Annotated in this window: 16 protein-coding genes; 7 read left to right on the forward strand and 9 right to left on the reverse strand. The window is 59.3% G+C overall.

Annotation, left to right across the window (positions count from 1 at the left end; all coding sequences use genetic code 11):
• Positions 1–475: 475 nt before the first annotated feature.
• The 4 genes from HDF14_RS24945 to HDF14_RS24960 all read right to left on the reverse strand — a co-directional run bounded on the left by HDF14_RS24945 (position 476) and on the right by HDF14_RS24960 (position 6,888).
• Positions 476–1,486 carry a polysaccharide biosynthesis/export family protein gene (locus tag HDF14_RS24945; RefSeq protein WP_183981476.1) on the reverse strand — a complete coding sequence of 337 codons (1,011 nt, stop codon included), beginning with the start codon at positions 1,484–1,486 and terminating at the stop codon, positions 476–478.
• Positions 1,479–3,590 (reverse strand): GumC family protein, encoded by a 2,112-nt coding sequence (locus tag HDF14_RS24950; RefSeq protein ID WP_183981477.1) that lies wholly within the window; start codon positions 3,588–3,590, stop codon positions 1,479–1,481. Before HDF14_RS24950 ends, HDF14_RS24945 begins: the two co-directional genes overlap by 8 nt.
• Positions 3,591–4,567: 977 nt before the next feature.
• Positions 4,568–5,707 (reverse strand): glycosyltransferase family 4 protein, encoded by a 1,140-nt coding sequence (locus HDF14_RS24955; RefSeq protein ID WP_183981478.1) that lies wholly within the window; start codon positions 5,705–5,707, stop codon positions 4,568–4,570.
• Positions 5,704–6,888, reverse strand: a complete 1,185-nt coding sequence (locus tag HDF14_RS24960) for a glycosyltransferase family 4 protein (protein WP_183981479.1) — start codon at positions 6,886–6,888, stop codon at positions 5,704–5,706. Before HDF14_RS24960 ends, HDF14_RS24955 begins: the two co-directional genes overlap by 4 nt.
• Between HDF14_RS24960 and HDF14_RS24965 the strand changes: the two genes are divergently transcribed.
• Positions 6,887–8,062, forward strand: coding sequence for a glycosyltransferase (locus tag HDF14_RS24965; protein WP_183981480.1), 1,176 nt, complete (start codon positions 6,887–6,889; stop codon positions 8,060–8,062). The two genes, HDF14_RS24960 and HDF14_RS24965, sit on opposite strands and share 2 nt — an antisense overlap.
• A 724-nt stretch (positions 8,063–8,786) precedes the next feature.
• On the opposite strand, the gene HDF14_RS24970 is transcribed toward HDF14_RS24965, so the two are convergent.
• From HDF14_RS24970 to HDF14_RS24985, 4 genes are all read right to left on the reverse strand, one after another.
• The gene (locus HDF14_RS24970; RefSeq protein ID WP_183981481.1) at positions 8,787–9,866 is read right to left on the reverse strand and encodes an acyltransferase family protein; all 1,080 of its coding nucleotides are present in this window, start codon (positions 9,864–9,866) and stop codon (positions 8,787–8,789) included.
• An 8-nt stretch (positions 9,867–9,874) separates the two neighbouring features.
• Positions 9,875–10,975, reverse strand: coding sequence for a glycosyltransferase family 4 protein (locus tag HDF14_RS24975; protein ID WP_183981482.1), 1,101 nt, complete (start codon positions 10,973–10,975; stop codon positions 9,875–9,877).
• A gap of 65 nt (positions 10,976–11,040) precedes the next feature.
• Positions 11,041–12,171 (reverse strand): hypothetical protein, encoded by a 1,131-nt coding sequence (locus HDF14_RS24980; RefSeq protein ID WP_183981483.1) that lies wholly within the window; start codon positions 12,169–12,171, stop codon positions 11,041–11,043.
• 21 nt (positions 12,172–12,192) lie between these two features.
• Positions 12,193–13,161, reverse strand: coding sequence for a glycosyltransferase family 2 protein (locus tag HDF14_RS24985; protein ID WP_183981484.1), 969 nt, complete (start codon positions 13,159–13,161; stop codon positions 12,193–12,195).
• Positions 13,162–13,305: 144 nt separating this feature from the next.
• Here HDF14_RS24985 and HDF14_RS24990 point away from each other — a divergent pair, with 144 nt between their 5' ends.
• From HDF14_RS24990 to HDF14_RS25015, 6 genes are all read left to right on the forward strand, one after another.
• Entirely contained in the window at positions 13,306–14,088 is a 783-nt protein-coding gene (locus HDF14_RS24990; RefSeq protein ID WP_221304880.1) for a dolichyl-phosphate beta-glucosyltransferase, read from the forward strand.
• Positions 14,089–14,170: 82 nt separating this feature from the next.
• Positions 14,171–15,286: a hypothetical protein gene (locus tag HDF14_RS24995; RefSeq protein WP_183981485.1), complete on the forward strand. Its 1,116-nt coding sequence runs from the start codon at positions 14,171–14,173 to the stop codon at positions 15,284–15,286.
• A complete protein-coding gene (locus HDF14_RS25000; protein WP_183981486.1) occupies positions 15,283–16,419 on the forward strand; it encodes an acyltransferase family protein in 1,137 nt (378 codons plus the stop codon). Before HDF14_RS24995 ends, HDF14_RS25000 begins: the two co-directional genes overlap by 4 nt.
• A gap of 35 nt (positions 16,420–16,454) precedes the next feature.
• On the forward strand, positions 16,455–17,618 hold the full coding sequence (locus HDF14_RS25005) for an acyltransferase family protein (protein WP_183981487.1): 1,164 nt from the start codon (positions 16,455–16,457) through the stop codon (positions 17,616–17,618).
• A gap of 37 nt (positions 17,619–17,655) precedes the next feature.
• Positions 17,656–18,960, forward strand: a complete 1,305-nt coding sequence (locus HDF14_RS25010) for an acyltransferase family protein (RefSeq protein WP_183981488.1) — start codon at positions 17,656–17,658, stop codon at positions 18,958–18,960.
• A 33-nt stretch (positions 18,961–18,993) separates the two neighbouring features.
• Complete coding sequence (locus HDF14_RS25015) at positions 18,994–20,472, forward strand: hypothetical protein (protein WP_183981489.1); 1,479 nt, start codon at positions 18,994–18,996, stop codon at positions 20,470–20,472.
• 847 nt (positions 20,473–21,319) lie between these two features.
• On the opposite strand, the gene HDF14_RS25020 is transcribed toward HDF14_RS25015, so the two are convergent.
• A complete protein-coding gene (locus HDF14_RS25020) occupies positions 21,320–22,054 on the reverse strand; it encodes a hypothetical protein (RefSeq protein ID WP_183981490.1) in 735 nt (244 codons plus the stop codon).
• Between the last annotated feature and the right edge of the window lie 99 nt (positions 22,055–22,153).

Consider the following 22,153-nt stretch of genomic DNA (forward strand, 5'->3'; position numbering starts at 1 on the left):
TCTGCCGAATCTGCTGCATGGGAGGAGCGCAAGGTGTGAGGCGACGGAGGCTACCAGGGCCAGACCGAAGCGATCCAGCAAGCCGCACCCCGGACTCAGAATATGACCTACAGAACCAGATACAAGGGCCACGTGGACTAGGTACAGAACAGAAAGAACCAGAGTAAGTCGAGTGTGCGGGCGCAGGTCGAACATCCGTTCCGCATCCTCACGAATCTTCGGCTTCGAGAAGGTACGCCATTGGGGTCTGGCGAAAAAACCATCACCGGCTATGCGGCTGCTTCGCTCTCGCGAACCTCTACCTCCGCCTAAAACGCCTGGCCGGACTCGTGCAGACCTGCGCCTAAAATCAGCCGGTTGACCTATTGCAGTCGGCCGAAATGCTCGCGGTTCCGCCGCAAACCTGCCAAACCACGGATGCTCGCACCTTAGCGAAACTGCACACCTATAAAGAGCTTCCCTGGGTGGATATTTCTCAGCGCACAATTAGGGATGTAACGACGCTGCTGAGAGAGGTTGAGGCTACCGATGGCAGGACGAGCTGTCCGAGGTACTTACCAGTGCTAACGGGAACTACCAGAATGTCGGACGCCTCCATTAAGATGTCCGGATCTTTCCGCTGCATGACGCGCTTCAGGTCCACGTTCACGGTCTTGATCACACCGTTCGGGCCTTGGCGCACGATCGCTGCTTTGGAGGTTGCGGCGATTAGTGTCAGGCCGGATGAGAGCGAGACGACATTCAACAATGAGAGCGGTGCGCCGTTAGGCATAGGGATCGCACCCTGCTTGTTTACGGCACCAATGACGTACACTACATCGGTTTGGGAGACGACCACCGTGTCTCCACGCCGTACATGGGTAGTATGTTCGACTGCGGAGTAGTTGGGCGTATGGATAGGAATGACCTGTGGCGGCGACGGGTCGTTGTAGTGGGAGATGGTGATAGTTCCGCCGGCCGAGTTAGTGACGCCCCCGGCCGCGCCGAGCACATCATATAGGCTTTGCGAGCCATACAAAAAGGTCGCTCCCGGCTTCTTTACCTCCCCAACGACGGTCACGATCTGGCTGTTGTACTGAGTTACAGCGACGCTGACGTGCGGATCCCGCATGATGCGGCTGGACTTCAGGCGGTCTTCGATGGCCCCGCTCGCCTCGGCTGCCGTCATGCCAGTGACGTGAAGGCTGCCACCCAGTGCCAGATTAAGGTTGCCGAACTGGTCGACGCGGATGGGGCCTGAAAGCTCAGGTGTTGCAAAGACCTGAAGTTGCAGTAGATCGCCGCTGGCAATGATCAAAGGATCCGCTTGCATGAGGGCCGTGGTAGGCGGTTCGGCGTCGAGGGCGGCTGAGGGTGCCTGCGGCGCTGTTACCTGTGCCGCCAGGTTTGGCTCCGCAAGGAAGACACCGCAGGTCACCAGTCCAAGGACGGCGGCGGCGCTGCGAAGGATGGGACGCGGCAGCAGACGAAGCGAATTCTCACTCATAGTAGCCATAATTTTCCTGGTAGTTGCCGTAGCTGGTGTTCTTCAAAGGCAGATCATTCAACACAAGACCGGTCACAGTGGTTTGTGCCTGCGCCAAAACGGTACGCACCCGGCGGAGTCCTGCCATCGAAACCCTGTTGTAGCGAACTACCAGCAGGGCGGCATCTACCCATTTGGCCATAGGAAGGCTATCGCTCACTATGAGCAGAGGCGCCGAATCGATCACTAGATAGTCGTATGTCTGCTCCCACTTCTCGAGTAGATGATACAAGCGGGTGGAGCTGAGCGCCTCTGCTGGCAGAGGCACACGCTTGCCGGCAGTAATCACGGAGAGGTTCGGCAAGCTGGCCAGGGGCGATTGTGCAGGATCTTCTATCTCCTCTCCCAGGATGAGGTCGCTGACCCCATGGAGGTTTTTCAGGCCGAAGAGATCATGGATGCGTGGCCGACGAAGATCAGCATCGACAAGCAGCACCCTGGCGCCGCGCTGGGCGAGAACCACCGCAAGGTTGGCGGCAACTGTGCTCTTGCCTTCCCCGGCTATACTGCTAGTCACGAGAATCGTCTTGAGAGTATCGTCGGAAAGCAACAGTCCGTTGCGCAAGTTGCGGAAAGCTTCCGCAGCGCGCGAGAGCGGCGTGAGAAAAGCGACCATTTGTGCCGGTACGCTTTCCTTGATTTCGGGTGCGTCCGTCTTTGCCGATGTCTTGGCTGTCCCCGAGATGTTCGGCACGGCGGCCAGAACGTGAGCCCCGAGCGCATTTTCCAGTTGCTCTTCGCTCTTGGCGGTGTCTGTGATCAGATCGCGCAGGAAGGCAGCGCCCAGGCCGCAGAACAGACCGAGCATAAAGCCGAAGCCGACGATCACCTTCTTCTTTGGCTCCACGGGAACGTATGGGGCACGCGCCCGGTCGACCAGCATGCTATTGACGGCGCTGAGACCGGCGGAGATACCGGCCTGCTGGAGGCCGCGCTCGAGCGCATCATACAGATCACGCGCGCTCTTGCTCTCCGAGAGCAGTACGCCGTAGGTGGCCTCCTGCCGGTTCAACGCATAGGCCTTGCTTAATTGACCGTCATACTGGCCTTGCAGGATATTTTCGACTGTGAGCGCCGTATCGTAGTCCTGCTTTACGCGGCTGCGAATGAGCGCGAGCTCGTGCGCGAAGTCCGAGTTGATCTTGTCGAGCGCGAGATGCGCATCCTGTAGTGGTGGGTAGTTCATGTCGAACTTCGACGAAAGCTGAGTTATCTGCCCCGTTAAGACTGCGCGTTGGCTTTCAAGGACAGTCATCGTGGCCGAGGGGAAAATCGCTGCCACCACTTCCGGCTGGCCGCTTTCTGCGGCACGCAGTTGCGCTTCCCGGACGATCCTGTCAGCGCGGGCCTTGGTAAGATCATCGCTGATCGTCCTCAGTGCGTCGATGGTCGTGTTGCTGCTTTCGCTGGTGGCCAGGATATTGTTCTTCTCCTGGAATTCCGTCAGCTTGTTTTGCATCAAGAGAGCCCTATTGTGCAGGTCCTCCATCTGGGTGTAGACCCAAGTGCGCACCTGCTTGACTGAGGTGTACTGATTGTCAAAGCTGACCTTCATATACGCGGTCATGGCGGCGTTGGCTATGGTGGCCGCCATCTGCGGATCGGGGTTGCGATAGCTTACGCTGATCAATTGCGTGGAGCCAACCTGCTTGGCACTGAGGCGGTCTTTGATCTGCCTCAGGAGCGCCTCCTGAGATGGTGTTAGCGTGACCGTGTCGGCTGAGAAGGCAAGCTGGCTGCGAGGGCCACCCGCGAACCGCCGGAAGTCGCCGTCGCTAAGGGTATTGAGCGTCTCGACCGCGACTGAATCGCTTTTGAAGATCTCGATGTCGGTGCCCATCTCGTCGTCATTTGGCATGCCCTTGCCTTCGATGCTAGCCAAACCAATGGAGCCGGAGCGGTTGGGATCGATCCGGATAGTGCCAACCGCCTCGTAGATGCGCGTCAGCGAGCGAGCATAAAGGTACGACAGGCCGGTGCAGACGATTACGCAGCTGACGATAAAAGGCCAGCGGTTCGCGATTGTGCGAAAGATGTCGCCAATCGATAGACCACCGCTCTCCAACTCTGCCGCAGCTGCCGCTCCGGGGTTTCCTTTTTCGTTCGCCTGGCTGACCAGGGGCCTCATGTAGCCTCTCCAATTGATTCCAGTGACTGTAGCTCTATTGCCCCGTTCGGACTAGAGGGAAGTTATACGCGTTAAGGCTGCGCCTCAACGCGTCTGCAAACCGAGACTAAACTCATGCGCCTGAATGCTGCTTCTCAACCCATCAAGCTGGCACAGTAGTTCTGTGGAATGCCTCCGCGTTGGGTGTGTCGTTCGCGGCCGGTATGCGAGAACACTCCCTTTTGAAAACGCGGTGGAGGTAGATGAACTCTCCGGCGCTGAGAAACGCTACTGCCGCGTTCAGTTCAAACTCTCTGCCCGCCAGCCCAGGGCAGCCACTTAGAGCTCTTAGTCTTCTGCATGTGAGCGATTCAGCTCGGCGAGTGCATATAGCACACACTAGAAAGTAAGTCCACGCAGGAAACCTTCTGTGGGTGCCGCTGACATGAATCTGGGTAGATGCGACAGGATGCCCTTCCGGCGTCGACAGTAGGATTGACAGGTTCGGCGCCCTTGGAGCTGTCAAACAGCCGTGAATAGTGGGATATTCGCGAATTTTGGGACGATGAGACCCAGGCGAGAATCCAGAGGCCGCACCAACGGGGAATGATCTTGGTTCCATTGGTAATGGCAAATCATATCATGTCATCTCTTCCTAAACTCTTACTTGGATTCGTCGAGAACGGCCACTAGTGCCTCAATAGGGTGATCCAGAGAGAAGGTATCTTCGGTCCGATTCTATCTTCGTTGCGCAAATCCAGTGGCCGAAAAGCCGAATCACTTTATGTCTGAAGGCACATTGACTGATGCTCTGCCGCTACAGTCGCGATGGACTCGTCGAAGGGCTCCGGTGACGCCGCCATGCAACACCCTCACCTTCCTGCGGTATGGCGGTATCCTCCCGGCGAGCCTGCTGCTTGGTCCACGAGAGTACCTCAACGCATTGCGTCCTCGTAGACGTCGACGACGCGCCCGGCGATCGCATTCCAGGAGAAGTTTTCCACGGCATAGGCGCGGCATTTGGCCTCAGACGGGATGTCGAGATGGCCGCCGAGCATATCGCCGATCCTTTCCGTGATTGCACGGGTTGAGGTATCCGCAAAGACGCACTGCGGAGCGAACGGGCGAAGGATCTCTGGCAGGCCACCAACTGGGGTCGCTAGCACCGGCGTGCCCGCAGCCAACGATTCCAGCACGATCAGACCGAAGCCCTCAAGGGACTGGGTGGGCACGACGGACATGTCCGCCGCCCGGTAGGCCAGCGGCAGGTCGGCGTCCGGAACCCGGCCGAGCAGCCGGACGTTGTTTTCGAGGCCTTTTTCGGCGATCCGCTCGCGCAGCGCGCCCGAGATTGGCCCGGAGCCACCTAGTAGCAGCAGAAGGTCAGGATGCGCCGTACGCAGCGCGTTCACCGCGTCGATCAGGTCTTCCAAGCCCATGCGCCGTACCTGCCGCCGAACGGTGAGCAGGATTTGACGATCGGTGGGCCATCCAAGCCGTTCGCGGGCTTCGCGACGACTGAGGCAGTTGTTGAAGCGTTCGAGGTCGACGCCACCAGGCACGACGCGGACCCGGTCCTCGGGCACCCGGTAACGCCGAACCAGTTCCTGCCGAAAGGCGTCGGAGAGTACGATCAGGCGCTGTGCACGTCCGTAGACCAAGCCCTCAATCATAGCCCTGGATCGCTCGTTCCAGCCGGCCGCACCTTCGACGCCGCTTTCGGCAGCCCAGGGGCCGTGAAAGTGTACGACCGTCGGGGTGGAGACTAGACGATCCAGCAACGGCAGGCCGTAGAGTGAGAAGTGGCAAGCGATCAGGTCGATTTGCCCGGCGCGCAGGCTTGGCATCGCCGCCTTCCGCAGGGCCAGCCAGCGGTTCTTCAGGGAATCATCGGCGCGCGCAAAGGCTGTCACCTGACCGTGGGTTTCAGCTGCAACGCCCTCCGATCCCACCACGAGACCGGTAGCAGTTGCGCGATCCTCGTGCAGGTGGCGCAGCAACTCGAAGTAGTACCGGGCCAGCCCCCCCTCGCGGTCGGACAGCCACTCATCACCGATCTGCAGAGTCCGGATCATACCTTGGTGCCTTTCTGTTTTTGGGCGACGAACTCATCGTAAAGATCCAGATACGCCCCCGAGGTGCGCGACCACTGTACCTCGAGCGCGCGTGCACGGCCAGCGTCGCCGATCCTGGCGCGTGCCGCAGGATCGGCCATCAGATCGCGCATCGCAGCGGTTAGCCCCACAGTGTCGTCCGGATCTTCGACCACGCGGCAGATGTCGCCAACGAATTCCACTGCACCCACTCGGGCGCTCAGGATGACGGGCAAAGCGGAAGCCATCGCCTCCAGCACCACCATGCCAAAGGTCTCGTAGCGAGACGGCATAACAAATAGATCCACCGACCGCATGAGCGTTGAGATTCGCGAGGTCTTGCCGATGAAGTGGACGCGACTTCCCAATCCCAGCCACCGCGCTTGCTCAGGGTAGGGGCTGTTCTCGACCGCGCCGGCCACCGCGAGGTGCACACCAGGCAGGGAGACAAGCGCGGTGAGTATGGCTTCGAGGTTCTTGCGCGAGGTGCGAATGTCGCCCACGAAGAGCGCCAGCGGCACGCCCTCTGGGAGACCGAAGGTCGCGCGCTGACACGGAGTTGCAAGGGTGGGCGGATGGAACTCGGAGGTATCCACGCCGTTATAGATCACGCACAGCTTGGAGGCAGCGATGCCGAGATCCTCGACCTCCTTCGCCGTCGCCCTGGAGACGGCAATCAACTGTTTAGCAGTTGTAAAAGCCGTGCGTTCGAAGCGGCTGTTCATAATTGTCAGCCCGCGCTGGTACCACTGGTAGGGGCTGAGGCTGCCCCATTGGAACGGGAAGAACCGGTTTTTGAGCCAGGCTTCGTGGACGAAATGCACGGCGACGATATCTACGGGCTCCCAGGTGACGAAGCCATTGGCCTGAATGACGTCGAACTCGCCACGATGTTGGCGGAGCCAAGCCGCGCTCTTCCTGGCAAAGTATAGATTGCGTGCTAGCTGTGTGGGCAGCTTTGTGTTGCCGGTGGCAACCCATCTCGCCTGTGGATGCTGCGCCAGATCTTCAGCACACACACGAGCCACCATCGTGAGCCTATAGCCTGCAGCGAGTACGGCCTTGGCTACCTCATAGTTCACACGGCCCTGGCCATCATTGAAGTGGAGAACGTCGGCCACCAGGCACAGGTGTGGGCCGATCTCCTTTGAGGCAGACATCATGCGCTTAAACTATCATCCGGTTTTGCAAATATGGTTTCTGCCCAGCGCTGGCGAAGAGGTATGCTCGCCTTATACGATGGATCGAATCGACAGGCAATACAAACTGCTGGGCTGCGCTTCGGAAGGAACAGGCGGCAATGATGAGGTGCGTTTGCGTACGCTGCTTCAGGCATTTGCTACAGACTTCGTGCCTTTCGACCGCAGACGCAAGCGGGCCAGCTTTCAAACGTGCCTCGGCCTACTGCGAAAAGGAGGATTTGATCTCTTAGTTCTGGAAGGGACTGGCATCGCGGCCGGATTTGCGGCGATTCTTGGCCGCCTGTTATACGGACGCCGTTTTGTGCTCAGCAGCGGCGACGCGGTCGCGACCTTTCTGAGCGCCTCGATGCCGTATGCGTGGCCGGCCTTTGCGTTGTACGAATGGCTGCTTTACCGCTGTTGCAGTGGATTTATAGGATGGACGCCTTACCTCGTGGGCCGCGCGCTAACCATGGGTGCATCGCGCGGTGTAACAATTCCGGGCTGGGCACCTTTTCCTGGGACGCTGGAGTTTTTGGCTGAGCAGCGCCGCGGCACCCGTAGGGCGCTTGGAATCCCGGAGTCGGCCGTTGTATTCGGAATTGCCGGTGCCTTGGTGTGGTCGGCGCGTTACAGCTATTGCTATGGCGCAGAGTTGGTGCGAGCGGTGCTTCGCACCAACTCGTCGGCGATCGTGCTAATTGTAGGTGACGGGAGCGGACTGGAGAAATTGAAGCAGATGGCTGGGTCCGCGCTTGGCAGGACCATCCTTCTGCCTGGTCGTGTGGAACGTAGTCAGGTCCCGGGATATCTCGCGGCGATGGACATCGGATCGTTACCGCAAAGCGTCGACGGTGTAGGTAACTTTCGTTATAGCACTAAAATTTCAGAATACCGCCAAGTGGGTCTTCCGTTCGTCACTAATGAGACCCCAATGGCGTACGACTTGGATGAAGGGGATCTCTGGAGGCTTCCCGGCGAGTCGCCGTGGTCTGAGCAATTTGAGGCGGAACTCTCCCGCCTGATGTCTACGATGACACACGAACAGATCCGCGCACGTCGATCCGCGAGTTCGGCCTCATTGAGTACCTTCGACTGCGAATCTCAACTCCAGCGCTGCACGGCATTCCTGAAAGATGTACTCGCCTCTATCTAGGTGTGATCTAGATTAGTGTGAAGTTTCAAAAGGTTGTCCATTCGATCGAGAATTGCGCACCTGAGTTTGCGAAGACAGCAACGACTCAGGCTACAGAATGGTCATAATCATAAGCCCGATTGACCGTCACGAAGAAGGTTTCTTGAAGAGGGGCTGATGTTGAAGCTGGCCGCAGCCAGCTTCAACATCAGCGGCAGAACTGTGTCCAATAGCACCAGGCGCTATCGGGAGAGCGGGCCTCCTTGCTGAGAGATCGCAACTCACGGCCACGTCAATGCCATCGACAGACCCAATCCCGATTCATAGAAAAGGTTCTGAAACTTTGCCGGCTACGATTCAACGGCTGCGTATCGCCGCGAAACGAATCCCAGCCGCGCCACCGTGAGCCGTATCCTGCGCCGCGAACATGAACCGGCTGTTCGCTCGGCCCACCGCCGCCCGTCGTGCGCTACGGGCACAAACGTCCGGGCGACTGATCCATCTGATATCGACGGGTTAGCTCGCATTGTCAAGCCTGGTCACCGCATCCACTGCGACCGCACCCGCGAACCCCTGCCCCATGCTAGCCTCAACCTCAACACGCCAGCTTCCAGATTAGGTCTGAACCGGAATGACCTCTTAAGTCTTCACAGCTAGCTCGATCTCCCATCCAGCGACTTCCGGGGCATCGACGTAGAAGCTATGATTGATGGGGGTGACGCAAGCTGACTAACCACCCAGCAACTTAATCGGACCTGACTGGCTCATGGCATGTTGGAGGGCTAACCGCAGCGGCGTGCAGCGGACGGAAGCTCTGGGCTTTGCGCTTGCCCCAGAGAATCAGCGGCTTTTCGTAAAAGGTAAACGAGGCCCATGCCGCAAGCAGAGTGATCGGCCCCGTCCACAAGGGCAGCAATCGCCAGCTTATATGGCCGAAACGTATCACCGCTACAAGGACAAAGTCTTGGTACAGATAGAGTCCGTAACTGATTGCGCCGAGAAATACCAGCGGTCGAAGAGAGAGCGCCCGCGCCAGAATGGAGCGAGGAAACTGTATTAGATAAACGACAAGGAAGAAGGCCGCCAGCGCAACAATCGTGTAAACTGAGGCGTTGTAGAATGGTGCGTTCCCTCGGGTAAAAGCCTCGCCCAGCAAAAGGCGCAATGCGCCAAAGGATCCCAACGACAGTGCAAAGAAGACCAGGCTCCAACGCCCCAGCAGGTCCATCACCATGGGCACCTCGGCCAGTAGCGCCAGCAGGCTTCCAAGGCTGATACCATCCAGCCGGAACGGCGTCAGAAAGTAGACCAGCTGCCAGTCGGGCACATAGCTCACGGCAAAGCCTCGCAGCAGGGGCTCGCCCACGACGATCGTAACAAGAATGGCTAGAAGCGTCCGGCGCTGCAGGTTGCGGACCGCAAATGGCCACAGCAGGTAGAAGTGCTCCTCTACAGCCAATGACCAAAGAGGACGAGTAGACTCGAAGTGTGGCCGCATATAAGCGGCCAGGTCGCCGAGCGAAAGCAGCAACGCTGGCAGCCACACGATCCTCTCTCTATCCGTCACCGCCACGGCGAGCAGTAGGAGCAAGAGCGGCGGCAAAATTCGCGTTGCCCTCTTCACCCAAAATTCCTTCCAAAAATGCGCATCGTCCCGTGTTCGCCGTAAGATCGTCGTGATCAGGTAGCCAGAGATTACAAAAAAAAGGTCAACGCCGGTCCAGCCGATCTGAAGCCAATTGTGATGGTAGAAGAAGACCATCGCAATGGCAATGCCACGCAGCCCGTCGAGGCTTATCTGCCGGTCCGTGCTGCGGCCGGGCACCGGGAGGCTCAACGAGAAGCTCTCCCAGCAGCAGTAATCACCTCGCGGTACAATTCCGCGGTGCTGGCCACCATGGCATGCAACGTCAATCTTGCCGCGGTCTGAAGGCCTGCCGCGCGCAGCCGGTCGCGAAGGTCCATCTCTCCGAGCACACGAACGATGGCCGCCACCAGTGCCTGCGCGTCGCGTACCGGTACCAGTAGGCCGTTCTCCTCGTTCTGCAGGATCTCCGCCGGTCCGGTCGCAGCCGCCGCGATCACCGGCAGACCCATGCCCATCGCCTCCAGAAGCACGAGCCCATAACCCTCGCTCCATGACGGATGTACTAGCGCTTCGGCCGCGCGATAGAGCTCCGCGAGATCTTCATCGTCTACGAAACCCAGTAGGCGAAAGCGCGGCCCAATGCCCAGCCGTTGCGCCTCGACTAGCAGGCCACTGCGGTAGGCCTCCTGCTCCGTGGTCCTGGCCGCGCCTACCACTCCGAAGACCGCGTCTGGCCGCGCCCGAAGCACTGCCGCCGCCGCTTCCAGCAGGGTGCTATGGCCCTTATGCTCCTGCAGGCGCGTCACGGTCAGCAGCAGCGGACCGCAGGGGAGCCCGAGACGTGCCCGCACATCCGGCCTCCGCTCACGGGCTCGGATTGCCTCCGATTCCACGCAGCTCGGCGGAATGATGCTGAATGGATGGCGGCGCAACCGAGGGTAGGCCTCGGCGACGCGCTGGGTTGTGAACAGCGTGTGCAAGGGCAAAAGATAGCCATTCAATGCGCTCACCGAATCGCGTTCTGAAGCGGGCAGATCGTGCACATGCCACACCTCGGGCACCTTCGTCCGGCGGCTCGCGAGCCAGGCATACAAATGGGCCGTGTGCGTCGCGTGGAGCAGTTGCGCGCCCGTACTTTGGGTTAGCTTTGTCAACCAGCCAGCCCCCCGCCAGATCGAACCGAAATCACGGTAGCGATGATCCTCGGCGAAGGCATAGGCCTCTATGCCTTGAGATCGCGCCACCTCCGTTAGCTTTCCCGGACGCATCGCCGCAAGGACCGGATCGAAGCCGTAACGCGGCAGTTCGCGGCCAAGTGCGAGCATGACCTGCTCGGCACCGCCCATTTCCCCGCCCACCGGACATACCAGCAGAACGCGGGGCAGTGACACAGGTGTGGGCTGCCTCGTCGTCATCGTGTGGCTGTCAGGTGCTGGGCTACCGTGGCCGCGGCCCGCCGGCTGCTGCGCAGCTGATAGTTCTCGAAGATCTGCCGCGACAACAGCTCCAGAGAAGGCAACTCCAAGCCGCTGGGGTCGCCATCAACCGGCACGAAGTCCTCGCCCGTCACCAGCAACGGGCAAGAACGCTCTTTGGTCCCGCCGTCGAATACAAATGGAATGGTCCCATACGCACAGCTCACCGCGTGTACCGAAGACTTGGTCAGCACCGGTACGGGGTACTGCATGAAGCTTCCCATTGCAGCAGCCATTCGAGCGTTGACCTCTTCCTCCGGAAGCCGGCCCAGCCGAACCAACGGAATGTCGTCAAATGTATCTGCAATACCCTCCAGCGGCTGCCCGATATCCACAATGCGCTCGATGCCCAGCTGCCGGCACAGTGGACCCAGCAGATGCCCGGCGCGTTCATAGGTCCATCTCCGCTGCGCTCCACGCCCGAAGACCACCATCTCCGGCCGCCGCGCGTCAAATGCCGGGTATAACATCGGCTCACCCAGCGGGGAGAAGTTGGGAATCAGGCTTATGCGACCCAGTCCCCAGCCCTCTAGCTTGCCCCGATATTCTTCGGTGTTGGTGTAGCGGAATGTGCACACCCGCGCAATCCGCGCGATCAGCCGCTTCTGCAAACCGGTCACCCAGAAGACGCTGCTCCATGGCTTCCAGCTGCGGTTCTCGAGCTCATGAAATGCCACGTGCAGCCCTTTCGTCCGCGTGCAATACAATGCTTCAAGGCCCTTGGCCATCCACACCGGGCAGCCGCGCCTTTCGTAACCGTAAACAGAAAACTGCACCAAGATCGGCAATGTACCCGTCTCCCGCTCCAGAGTGGTAATTGAGCCCAATAGTCCCTCTTCACTGCGTTCAAGTACCTTAGCCACGGCGAAGCCCTCGACCGTTTCTCCTCCATCCCATTCGGGATCACCAACCAAAAATCGGGTCTCAATTCCATGCTCCGCGCGCAGGTGCCGCGCCATCTGCAGCGTATAGTCACCGATGCTGTCAACCCGAGGCGGAAGGCCAGGAACGATCTGGATGAGTTGCATAGCTGCATGATATAGCGATCTGATTGGATCGAGCTTCATGGGCGAGGGCTCATGAAAGTTTTAGACCCCGGCACGAGCCCGCAGCACCGCTTTAGAGATTGAAGCCGGCAGCGCCGCCAACGCCAGACCTGCACGGGCACGGCGGCTGGGGGCGAGCGCAAGCGCCTGGCGAAAGGCCTTGCGCGCCGGATTGCGTTGGCCCATCTGCAGGTGAGCGTTGCCGGTGGAAACGAGAATCGCTGCCAGTCGCTCCCGGATGGAGTCCTGAACCGGTCGCAACCGCTCATCCTCGAAGAACCGTCGATGCATGAAAAGGTCGTAGGCAAGGGAGCGGAGACGCTTGTCCGGATCTGTGAAGCTGGCAGTCTGACTGCCTTCATGGGTTCGGTAGCTGGTGAGCCGCTGGTCGGAGTAGAACACCGGTCGCCGCGTGCGCACGGCCAGGTAGGTTAGCCAGAAGTCATAGCCGGAGTTTGCCTCGTCCGGAAAATCGCTCCAGTCCATCAACTCCCGGCGGAAGACGGCGAACATGCCGGGAACGCTCTTGCGCACCAGCGCCAGTTCCAATGGGCTGTCGATCACCCCCGGTTCTAGACGATCGCGGCCAAACCCGGCGCTGTTCCTGTCCGAGGCTCCAACGTGCACGCGGCCTTCGCCATCGATGATGTTGTGATCGGCAAAGGCCAGACAGCACTCGGGGTGTTGTTCCAGTCCCCGAACCATGGTTTCTAGGTATTGGGGCTCGTACAGATCGTCGTCGTTCAACGTCGCGACATACGTCCCTTTCGCCTTGCGGTAGCCTGCCCGGAGATTCGCCAGGGTTCCCAGTGACGGTTGGTGGTGCGTGTAAAGTATCCGTGGGTCAGCTAGATCTTCGACTACCTCCGCACAAAGGTCTGAAGGGCTGTCGTCCTGCACCAGAATCTCCATCTGCCCGTACGTCTGCGCCAGCAGCGATTGCAGCGAGGCACGGAGCATTGCCGGGCGTTCATACGCGGAAACCACAACGGACACCGTCGGCAGGCTCATCTATTTATCCTCGAAACAGGCGGGACCTTTATGCTCTCTAAAATACACTGCGATGCCGGTTGCGATTTGCACGCTGAGGCATTCTGCGCTGCTATACTTCGATCAACTGATCCAGGTAAAGCCTAAATCTCTTCAAAGGTACGCATGACCGGCACGGTACAGGCTGAAACCAACTGGTACATGGTGGTGATACCTTGCTACAATGAGGAGCAGCGGCTTCCAGAAGCAGCCTTCTTGTCGTTTCTGGCAGCCCCACCCCCGGGCCTGCGCTTTCTGTTCGTGAACGATGGGAGCGTCGACAACACGCTCGCCGTGCTGCACCGCCTGCAGGAGGACTCGCCTAGACTCGTCGACGTGCTAGACCAGCCGCGCAATATGGGCAAGGCCGAAGCCGTGCGTTGCGGCATGCTATACGCCATCGCGACAGGAGCCTCCATCACTGGCTTCTGGGACGCCGATCTCGCCACGCCGCTCTCTGAATTGCCCCGCTTACTGGACCTGATGCTGACCAAGCCCACCGTGGATATCGTACTGGGCTCGCGTGTGCGCCTGCTGGGACGTTCTATCCTGCGCAAGCCCATCCGGCACTACTCGGGCCGGATCTTCGCCACTATGGCGTCGCTCACCCTCAACCTGCCCATCTACGATACCCAGTGCGGGTCTAAGCTTTTCCGCGTAACCCAGGTGCTGCGCGAGGCACTTGCCACCCCGTTTGGCTCGCGCTGGATATTCGATGTGGAGCTGCTGGCACGCTTTCTCGTGCTGGCCCGCAACCAGCGCCCCGAACTGGGTGAACCAGCCCTGGCAGTCTACGAGGAACCGCTGCGCCACTGGGCCGACGTGGACGGTTCTAAGCTCAAGGTCTCCGACTCGATCAAGGCCTTCGGCGACATCTGGAAGATCCGCCGGACATACTTCAAGTCATAGGTGACTTTTGCTGCTTGCCCGGGAAAACACGCCGCCCCGTCCTACCCCGTCGCGGTCGCGTGTCATGACAGTCGTGTCTCTTGTGCTCTTCCTGCTCTGCCTCGCCGGTCAGGCCTTGTACTGCTTCATGCGCCCGTCGGGACCGTTCGACAGTGTCATCTACGTCTCCCTCCTCGACGGGGGAAGCCAGCAGGCCTATCGCGACGCCGGTCAGGCTTGTGCCGCGGCCCTGCCCGGCCCGCACAACCAGTGCGACGCCAGCGGCAATTCCTACCGTCAGATCGGCGCATACTCCCCGGCCGAGTGGCAGACGTTTCTGCGCTTCTACCGCGTCAAGCCGCTGTACACGGGTGTGGCGACGGTCCTGCATAGCGGCTTGCATCTGCCGGGCTTCCTCACCCTGCGCCTTCTTTCCGCGCTTTCGTTCGTGTCCGCCGGATTGACGATCGCTTTCTGGCTGCGGCATCACCTCTCGCTCCCGGCCGCCTGCCTCACCACGGCGTTGCTGGTCTCTTTTCCGCAGGTGATCGCCATCGGCAAGTTTCTGCTGCCGGACATGTTTTCGGTGGCTCTGATGCTGCCTTGCCTGTATGCCATCGTGTATGTGACGCGTAAGCTTTGGGTGCAGTTTTTGCTGCTGGCCCTGCTACCTTTGGCGCGTCCCGATAACATCATTCTGAGCCTTCTGCTGGGGGCGTTGCTCCTATACCGCGCTACTCCGGACCGCACGCGCTTGCTACTCCGTCTGGCAATGCTGTTTGTGGGCTGCGTTGTCTTCAACTCGCTGCTTTCGCGTGCCACGCACGGGCTGTCGTACACCATCCTGTTCGATCACTCGTTTCTGGACTTTTCGCGGCCATCGCAGTATCCGTCCATGCGGCTCGGCCTGCATGACTACCTTCATACCGTGCTCACCGGGGCCCCCAAGGCGATCATCCTCTTCTTCCCGCTCCCCCTGTTCTTCACTGCGCTGGCGTTGTCGGATCGCACCTCCTGGCAGCCGCTCCGCGACCTGGTTCTCGCCGCGACGGTAAGCGCTTTTGCCCGGCTGCCGCTGTTTCCGGCCGAAGAGGAGCGCTATTATACTTGGTGGCTGATGATCGCCGCCCTTGCCGCAGTGGCGACGCTTGGCCAGCGCGTACTGGCACGGCCATCCTGGTTCGTCGGCACCGGTGTCAACAGCGAGAGGCTCTCATGACTCCCTCCTCTGCCTCTCCCATGCATGCCGGCGAGGTCCGCCACCCAGCTCCCACCGAGAAACACCGTGACATCCCTTCGCTCGATGGCCTGCGCGCGCTTTCCATTCTCTCCGTCGTGCTGTCCCACTCCAACTGGTTTCTGCCGCCCGTCTTGGCCCACAGTAACCTGTTTCACCTCACGATTGCCAACAGCCGCAACGGTGTTACAACCTTCTTCGTCATCAGCGGCTTCCTCATCACCAACCTGCTGTTGCGTGAGTTCAAGAAGACGGGCGGCATTGCGCTGGGACGCTTTTACTTCCGGCGTTCCATGCGCATCTTCCCCGCCTTCTATCTTTTTCTGCTGGTGGTGGGGCTGCTGATGTGGCGTCATCTGCTGCCGAGGATCAACCCGAAGAGCTTTCTGGCCTCTGCGACCTACACCTGGTGCTACTACCCACAGGCAACCGGATACTTTTTGCAGCACTCCTGGTCGCTTTCCATCGAAGAGCAGTTTTACCTGCTCTGGCCGGCTCTGGTGCTGCTTCTACACGGCCGCAAGCTCCTCATCCGCGCCAGCGTTGCTTTGGTCGTGCTTATGCCGCTGCTGCGCGTCCTATCTTACTTCCTCTTTCCCAGTCTGCGCGGATATGACTACTACCTAATCTACGGCTGGCTGGACACTATGATGGTGGGTTGCCTGCTGGCCCTGCTGAACTGCCAGGACGGCTTCGGCCGATGGAAGGCGCGCTTCCTCAACTGGCGAACCGCCCTCGGCATGGCAGTCGTTGCTTTTTACCTGAACCCCGCACTGTTAGCCGCGCTTCCCAAGCCTTACGTTGGCCTGTACGCTCTACTGCTGTACCCCTTCGTCACGGCGGTCTGCATCGCGGGCGTTCTGCTCTTTGTCGTGGAGTACCCCAAATCTCTCGGCGGTCGCTTTCTGAACCTGGCTTGGCTGCGGTGGATCGGAGTGCTGTCGTATAGTCTGTACCTTTGGCAGCAGATCTTCGTCTCCGAGCACCTGCATCTGATGCCGTTTGGGTATGTTTTTCTTCTGCTTGCCTCGCTGGGATCGTACTGGCTGGTGGAGCAGCCATTCCTTCGCCTGCGAACCCGGATCGAGCGAAGGCGCGTCGCAGCAGCCGCCTGAATACGCACTCGCCCCTTTCCCCAGGAGAACCGTTCGTGCCCCAGTCCGCCGTTGACCGAACTTCGGTATCGCCTCCTCGGCTCACTGAAGCTGGCGACCTCACCGCGCACCGGCCCGCTCTGCCAGCGCTTACCGGCGTCCGTTTCGTCGCGGCGTTTTACGTCGTGCTTTTCCACTCGCGTCTGCCCCAGGTGCTGGAGGCCCGCCACGCGCATTGGGCGGCGAATTTCCTGGGGAACGGCGCGCTGGCTGTAGTGCTCTTCTTTCTGCTCTCCGGGATGATCCTTTCCTATACGTATCAGGGGCAGATTGAAAGCAGCCGTGGCGTGCGCCGCTTCTACGAGTCACGCTTTGCCCGTGTCTGGCCCCTTTACGTGGTATCGCTTCTGCTCAGCAGCCTGCTGGATCACACGACGCCTTCGCCGGCGATCGCCGTGGCCACGCTGTGCATGGTGCAAGCCTGGAATCCCCTGAACACCAGCATGGCCGGTGCCTGGAATTTCGTCTGCTGGACTCTTTCAACCGAGGCACTGTTTTACCTGATCTTTCCTTTTGTTCAACGTTGGCTGGAGCGCCGCTCCACGCGTTTGCAGGTCGGCACGCTGGTGGCATTGCTGTTACTCTGCGTAGGGCTGCGAACCAGCCTGCATGGCTTCAGTTCGGGGCCGCAGTGGCTGCACGTGCCGCTGGCGCTTATCCATGTTCCTGAGTTCCTGATCGGTGTCTGCATGGGGAATCTCTTCAACCGGCAACGCGCCGCCGGCCGGGCTGGCCCGCTTCCGCTTCCCGCTGGCCTGTGGACGACTCTCGCTGCCCTAGCGACGGTAGTCTGCCTGTGTTTCTCTGAAGGTTGGATCACGGCCCTTTGCGCCGCCAGCTTTGCCGCTCTGCTCTACGGCCTTGCCGCGGAGTCTTCGCCGCTGCAACGCCTGTTCTCCACACGCCTGCTGCTGGTCAGCGGCCAGATCAGCTATGGAGTCTACCTTCTTCAGTGGCCGGTCAAAGCCGCCGCAAACCTGCTTTCGAATCACCTTCACCTTTCTACGAGTGCCACCTTTCCGCTCTATATCGTGCTCCTGCTGGCTGTTTCGGCGGCCGGATTCTTCGGAGTGGAAGAGCCTGGCCGCAAACTACTGCGGTCAGGCTTCTCGCGATGGGAGCGTGCCCGTGGTCAGGCCCTTGAACTGCGCCGCACCTGAGCTGCGCCGTACCTGCCGCAACGGCGCTGCCGCTACAATGGAATCAGCCCTTGTCTACGGAGCCCCTCCACTGTCTACCGGAGTCGAACATCCTTCCTATCCGCACGCTAGAGCCCCGCGCCCCGTCACAAAGGGGTCGGTCCATCTGGACGCCCTGCGTGGGGGAGCCGCTCTGCTCGTCTTCATGAACCATACCCGGGCTCTTTACTTCAGCTCTATCATCGATCAGCCCACCCCTGGGGCGACTGTCTCCATCGGCATCGATCCTGTGGCCCACCCTGCGACGGCCACGGCAAAGATTCCCTTCGTGCAGGCCGACCCGCTGGCCGGCCATGGAATCAAGCTGGCTAGCGAGGCCGTTGTGATCTTCTTTGTGCTCAGCGGCTACCTGGTAGGAGGGAGTACCCTCCGTGCGATGCGGCTGCGGAACTGGTCCTGGAAGAATTACCTCATCAAGCGCATGACCCGCCTCTGGGTGCCGCTGATTCCCTGCCTGCTGCTCTGTGTCTTTCTGGATCGCACCGGGTATCGCTTTTTCGGAGAGGCAAGCATCTATCACAACCCTCCCGGCATTGGGCTGGTTACCGCGACCGACCTAGTGCATCGCCTGGGCGTGACCACCGTGCTCGGCAACATCTTCTTCCTGCAGAATATTCGTGTTTGGTATCTGGGCACGGACGTCTCGCTGTGGAGCCTGGCCAACGAGTTCTGGTACTACATGATCTTTCCCTGTCTGGCGCTGGCCTTCACCGCCGGACGCTCGATTCTACTGCGCGTCCTCTACCTTGTGCTCGCCGCCGCGATGCTCGTCTTCATAACGCCCTCGGTAGCTATCCTGTTCCCGGTCTGGGTTCTCGGTGCGGTGGTGGCTATCCTGCCGAAGCCGCTCTCTTCCCCGCGCGCAGGCTTGCTTTCGCTCGTCGGTCTACCGGTGCTGTTCTTCTGCATGATCAAGGCGCGTCTGCTCTTTCTGCCCATGGTGGTGGTGGAGTCGCTCATCGGCCTGCTCGCCAGCGCCTTCCTCTATCTGCTGGTGCAGCAACGGGAGATGACCGGGCGCAGCCTTTATCGCAGCCTGGCCGGCTATTTCTCGCAGATTTCCTATACCTTGTATATCGTGCACGTGCCGCTTGCGATCTTTCTCGCCTCGTCCATCAACTCACCGTGGCACCGGTGGTCCAAGACGCCGGCGCATCTCGCTCTGTTTCTTATCCTGGACGGCATGGTCCTCGCCTGCGCCACGCTCCTTTGGAGGCTGTTTGAGGCGAACACGGACTCTATCCGCCTCCGCCTATTCGAAAGAAGGCCAGCCATCGCCGGCAATCCGGTTGCTTTACCATAGGCTTGTGTCCTACTTCGCCGGCAAGAGCCATCCATGATGACAAACACCCTCAGCCTTCGAAGAACGAGCCACGCCGGCAACGAGCGACTGATGCTGCTCGGTCTGGGAGCTGTCTTCATCATTCCCTCCTTGTTCCTGGTGCTGAACGAGCAATGGCGATTAGCGACGATGCTGATGTGCCTGATCCTGCTGCTCTTGGCTTGGAGGATCAATCACACCGTGGCCATCGGCCTGTGTTTTGCCTACCTGTTCCTGCTGGGAGACATTCGGCGCATCGTGGACATGGCAGCCGGGCCACCTGGCCTGGATCCCCTGCTGCTGGTCGGCGCGCTCTTCGCGCTCTATCTGGGCCTGCCGATTATCCGCAGGGTCCGCGTCGGTGACAGCCTCTCCAAGGTAATACTGGTCCTGTTCTGCGTCATGGTTCTGGAGATCTTCAATCCCAAGCAGGGCTCCATCTTCGTCGGTCTTTCGGCGGGACTGTTCTGGATTGTTCCTGTGATCTGGTTCTGGATCGGACGCCGTTATGCCACCGAAGCAATGGTTTCGAAGCTGTTATTCGGCGTCGTCGCACCCCTTGGTATTCTAGCGGCGATTCTCGGGCTCTATCAGAACTTCGTTGGCTTCCTGCCATGGGAACAGACGTGGATCGATGCGGCGGTCGCCAGTGGCTTAAACTCGCTTTTCCTGGCAGCCGGTAAGGTCCGCTCTTTCGGGTTCTCGGTCAATGGCATCGAGTTCATGGAACTGATGTTGGTCACGTGCATGATAGTTGGCCCGCTCTTTACCTCCAAAAAGGCAATTTATACCCTTTTCCTGCCGGTCCTCTTTTGGAGTATCGTTCTCGCCTCATCCCGCACTACCATCATTAAAGTTATCCTTGGATATGCTGTCATGTGGGCAGTGCGAGGATACGCCCATAATCGTGCCAAGGTCATCCCTCGCCTGATTTTCGCCATTGTGTTGGGACTTGGAGCTCTGGTGTACACGGTCGGTCATGCTGCGGCTAGTGAAGCTGCAACTACCTCCAAGTCCTCCAAAGCAGATTTTGCAACCAGTCATGTCGTCCAAGGACTCGCCAATCCCCTAGACGACAAGAAATCGACAGCCGGTGCCCACGCAGGGATGTTCACCTCCGGTATCCTAGTTGGCTTCACGAATCCAGTGGGCTATGGACTCGGATCCACCACGTTGGGAGCCGGAAAATTCGCTGACAGCGCGGGAGCAACGACTGGTTCCACAGAGATAGATATCAGCGACGCATTCATGGCCATGGGAGTCGTTGGTGGCGTCTGCTTCCTCCTGATGATTTACCAGACAGGGCGCTACCTGCTGGAATACCTCACCTATGGAAACAAGCAGATGGGCTACTGCCTGGCAGGTATCTTCGCGGCCATGTTTGGGAACTGGCTCGGACAAGGCCGATATGCAATGGCTCCGCTCATGTGTTTTCTAATAGGATTCTTGGCAAAGCAACACAACGATCATGCGGCACCCGCAACCGCTGCGTAACAGTTCCCGATCTCATGGCGCGGATTGCACGGTAACTTCATCCGGGGAGTGAGCCGGCACGCAGCTGCTCGGCTCGCCGCTTTCCTCAAAGGATGAGCGGTCTTTCATACGCTTGAAAAGAAAGCCATCCAACTAACGCCGGCGGGCAAAGAGATCAGACAGACAGGCTCAGGCAAGCTCTCCCGGAGCCCCAGGGCAGGGTCTCCGCAGTCTTTGTGGATGGTGGAACCGTCAAAGAACCACTTGTCGTGAAGCTTTATTCAGATGTGTTGCTGTCGTCGTGGGTTTGCTGGCGCTTCTGGCTGGGGACCCAGGCGCCAGCCTACCTAATTCGCAACTATCTTACATGTGCTATTAGGTAGACGCATTTCGGAAGCTCATGTTAATTGCGCCTTCGAAATTTCCGACAGAAGGATTCCTCACACAAGGCCGGCGAGCATTAACACGCCGACCTTAACGATCGCTGTGCTGTTGGGCCTCTTTGGGCGACGCGCAACCCAGGCAAAGGTCATTTAACGTCAAGTTCTATTTCTGATAAATACTCCGCTCCGCCCATGACCACCGAGTACGTCATGTGGGGTTGTCCCCCTCATGAGCCATCTGTTTTGTCGATGGCCCATGACCGCGCTTCGGGAAGCACGCCGCTCTTCCACATGCGCTCAAGTTCGGCACGTACCTCGCGCACCGTCAGGCCAAGATTGTAGTAGTCAATGTCCACGTAGCAGGCGCAGAGAAACCGCAAGTGCTCTGAATTGTGCTTTGGTCGGCCGTGTGGGGCAGTCTTTGAGTGGTTGGAAAGGGTGTAGCTGGCTCGGGGTTTGGCGGGACGCCGTCTATCCTACGAGCCTCATGCCTCACAGATGAGGAAGCTCTGCTGTTGACTCCTAAGTTCGTTCTCCATGCCTGCGCGGTGCTGGATCGGAAGAAGCAGAGTAGTCCTGTGGGGCCAATTCAGCGGTGGCAGATTCTGAATCGCCGAACCATGCAGCTCGACGATCATGTCCCATTTCCGCGTATCCTCAAGAGTCTCGGGAGTGAACAGCACTTCCTCGAAGCCCTCGCAATCGCACAGGACGAGTGCCCTTTTGGATGAAAACGCCTTCATGTCATCAGGGGAGAAGAGGTTTCCCATTGTCACCAGATTAGAGACCCCGTTAAGCTGCGCCATCTCTGCTGCGTACGCTTTTTCGATTGGCTCTGGGTCATATGCGTATACAGGCACACCAAGCATTCGAGCCAGTCCGCAAGCGTAATACCCCTCGGCGCTGCCGATGTCGATTACGCAGTCATACTGACGCGTCGAGGCTTCCAGAAGAAACGGGTGCAGTTCCTGTTCATAGGTGCCCATTAGCTGCGGCACGCACCAGCGGATTGCCGCCGCCGCACGAGGATAAACCATTCCTTTGAAGGGTCCGTTCTGAACCCTCAAGCCATGCTGAGCAACGTACGTCTGCACTTTGTCCAACCAGCCATCCTGCTTGAGAAACTTCATCTGCCATTTTCGAGACCTCATCGCAATGATTCGCTGAAAGATTTTGGTGGGAAGAACCTGCTTTAGGACGTTGCGAATTTTCTTTCTCATGACACCTCTAAGTCAAGGTTATTTGGCGGGCAGATCTTCGTGGACCGGCGTATCCCACGTTTATCACGTTCAGGCGCGTTGACCTCAGTGTTGATATGA

Origin of the sequence: Tunturiibacter gelidiferens (assembly GCF_014201335.1) — a bacterium.
In the GTDB taxonomy this organism is placed as follows: domain Bacteria; phylum Acidobacteriota; class Terriglobia; order Terriglobales; family Acidobacteriaceae; genus Edaphobacter; species Edaphobacter lichenicola_E.

Bases quoted from the DNA above. Each gene is read 5' to 3' on its own strand.
- HDF14_RS24945 (WP_183981476.1), bottom strand. From the start codon at position 1,486: ATGAGTGAGAATTCGCTTCGTCTGCTGCCGCGTCCCATCCTTCGCAGC.
- HDF14_RS24955 (WP_183981478.1), bottom strand. From the start codon at position 5,707: ATGATCCGGACTCTGCAGATCGGTGATGAGTGGCTGTCCGACCGCGAG.
- HDF14_RS24965 (WP_183981480.1), top strand. From the start codon at position 6,887: ATGCGCTTAAACTATCATCCGGTTTTGCAAATATGGTTTCTGCCCAGC.
- HDF14_RS24960 (WP_183981479.1), bottom strand. From the start codon at position 6,888: ATGATGTCTGCCTCAAAGGAGATCGGCCCACACCTGTGCCTGGTGGCC.
- HDF14_RS24975 (WP_183981482.1), bottom strand. From the start codon at position 10,975: ATGGGCGGTGCCGAGCAGGTCATGCTCGCACTTGGCCGCGAACTGCCG.
- HDF14_RS24980 (WP_183981483.1), bottom strand. From the start codon at position 12,171: ATGAAGCTCGATCCAATCAGATCGCTATATCATGCAGCTATGCAACTC.
- HDF14_RS24985 (WP_183981484.1), bottom strand. From the start codon at position 13,161: ATGAGCCTGCCGACGGTGTCCGTTGTGGTTTCCGCGTATGAACGCCCG.
- HDF14_RS24990 (WP_221304880.1), top strand. From the start codon at position 13,306: ATGACCGGCACGGTACAGGCTGAAACCAACTGGTACATGGTGGTGATA.
- HDF14_RS25000 (WP_183981486.1), top strand. From the start codon at position 15,283: ATGACTCCCTCCTCTGCCTCTCCCATGCATGCCGGCGAGGTCCGCCAC.
- HDF14_RS25010 (WP_183981488.1), top strand. From the start codon at position 17,656: ATGGAATCAGCCCTTGTCTACGGAGCCCCTCCACTGTCTACCGGAGTC.
- HDF14_RS25015 (WP_183981489.1), top strand. From the start codon at position 18,994: ATGATGACAAACACCCTCAGCCTTCGAAGAACGAGCCACGCCGGCAAC.
- HDF14_RS25020 (WP_183981490.1), bottom strand. From the start codon at position 22,054: ATGAGAAAGAAAATTCGCAACGTCCTAAAGCAGGTTCTTCCCACCAAA.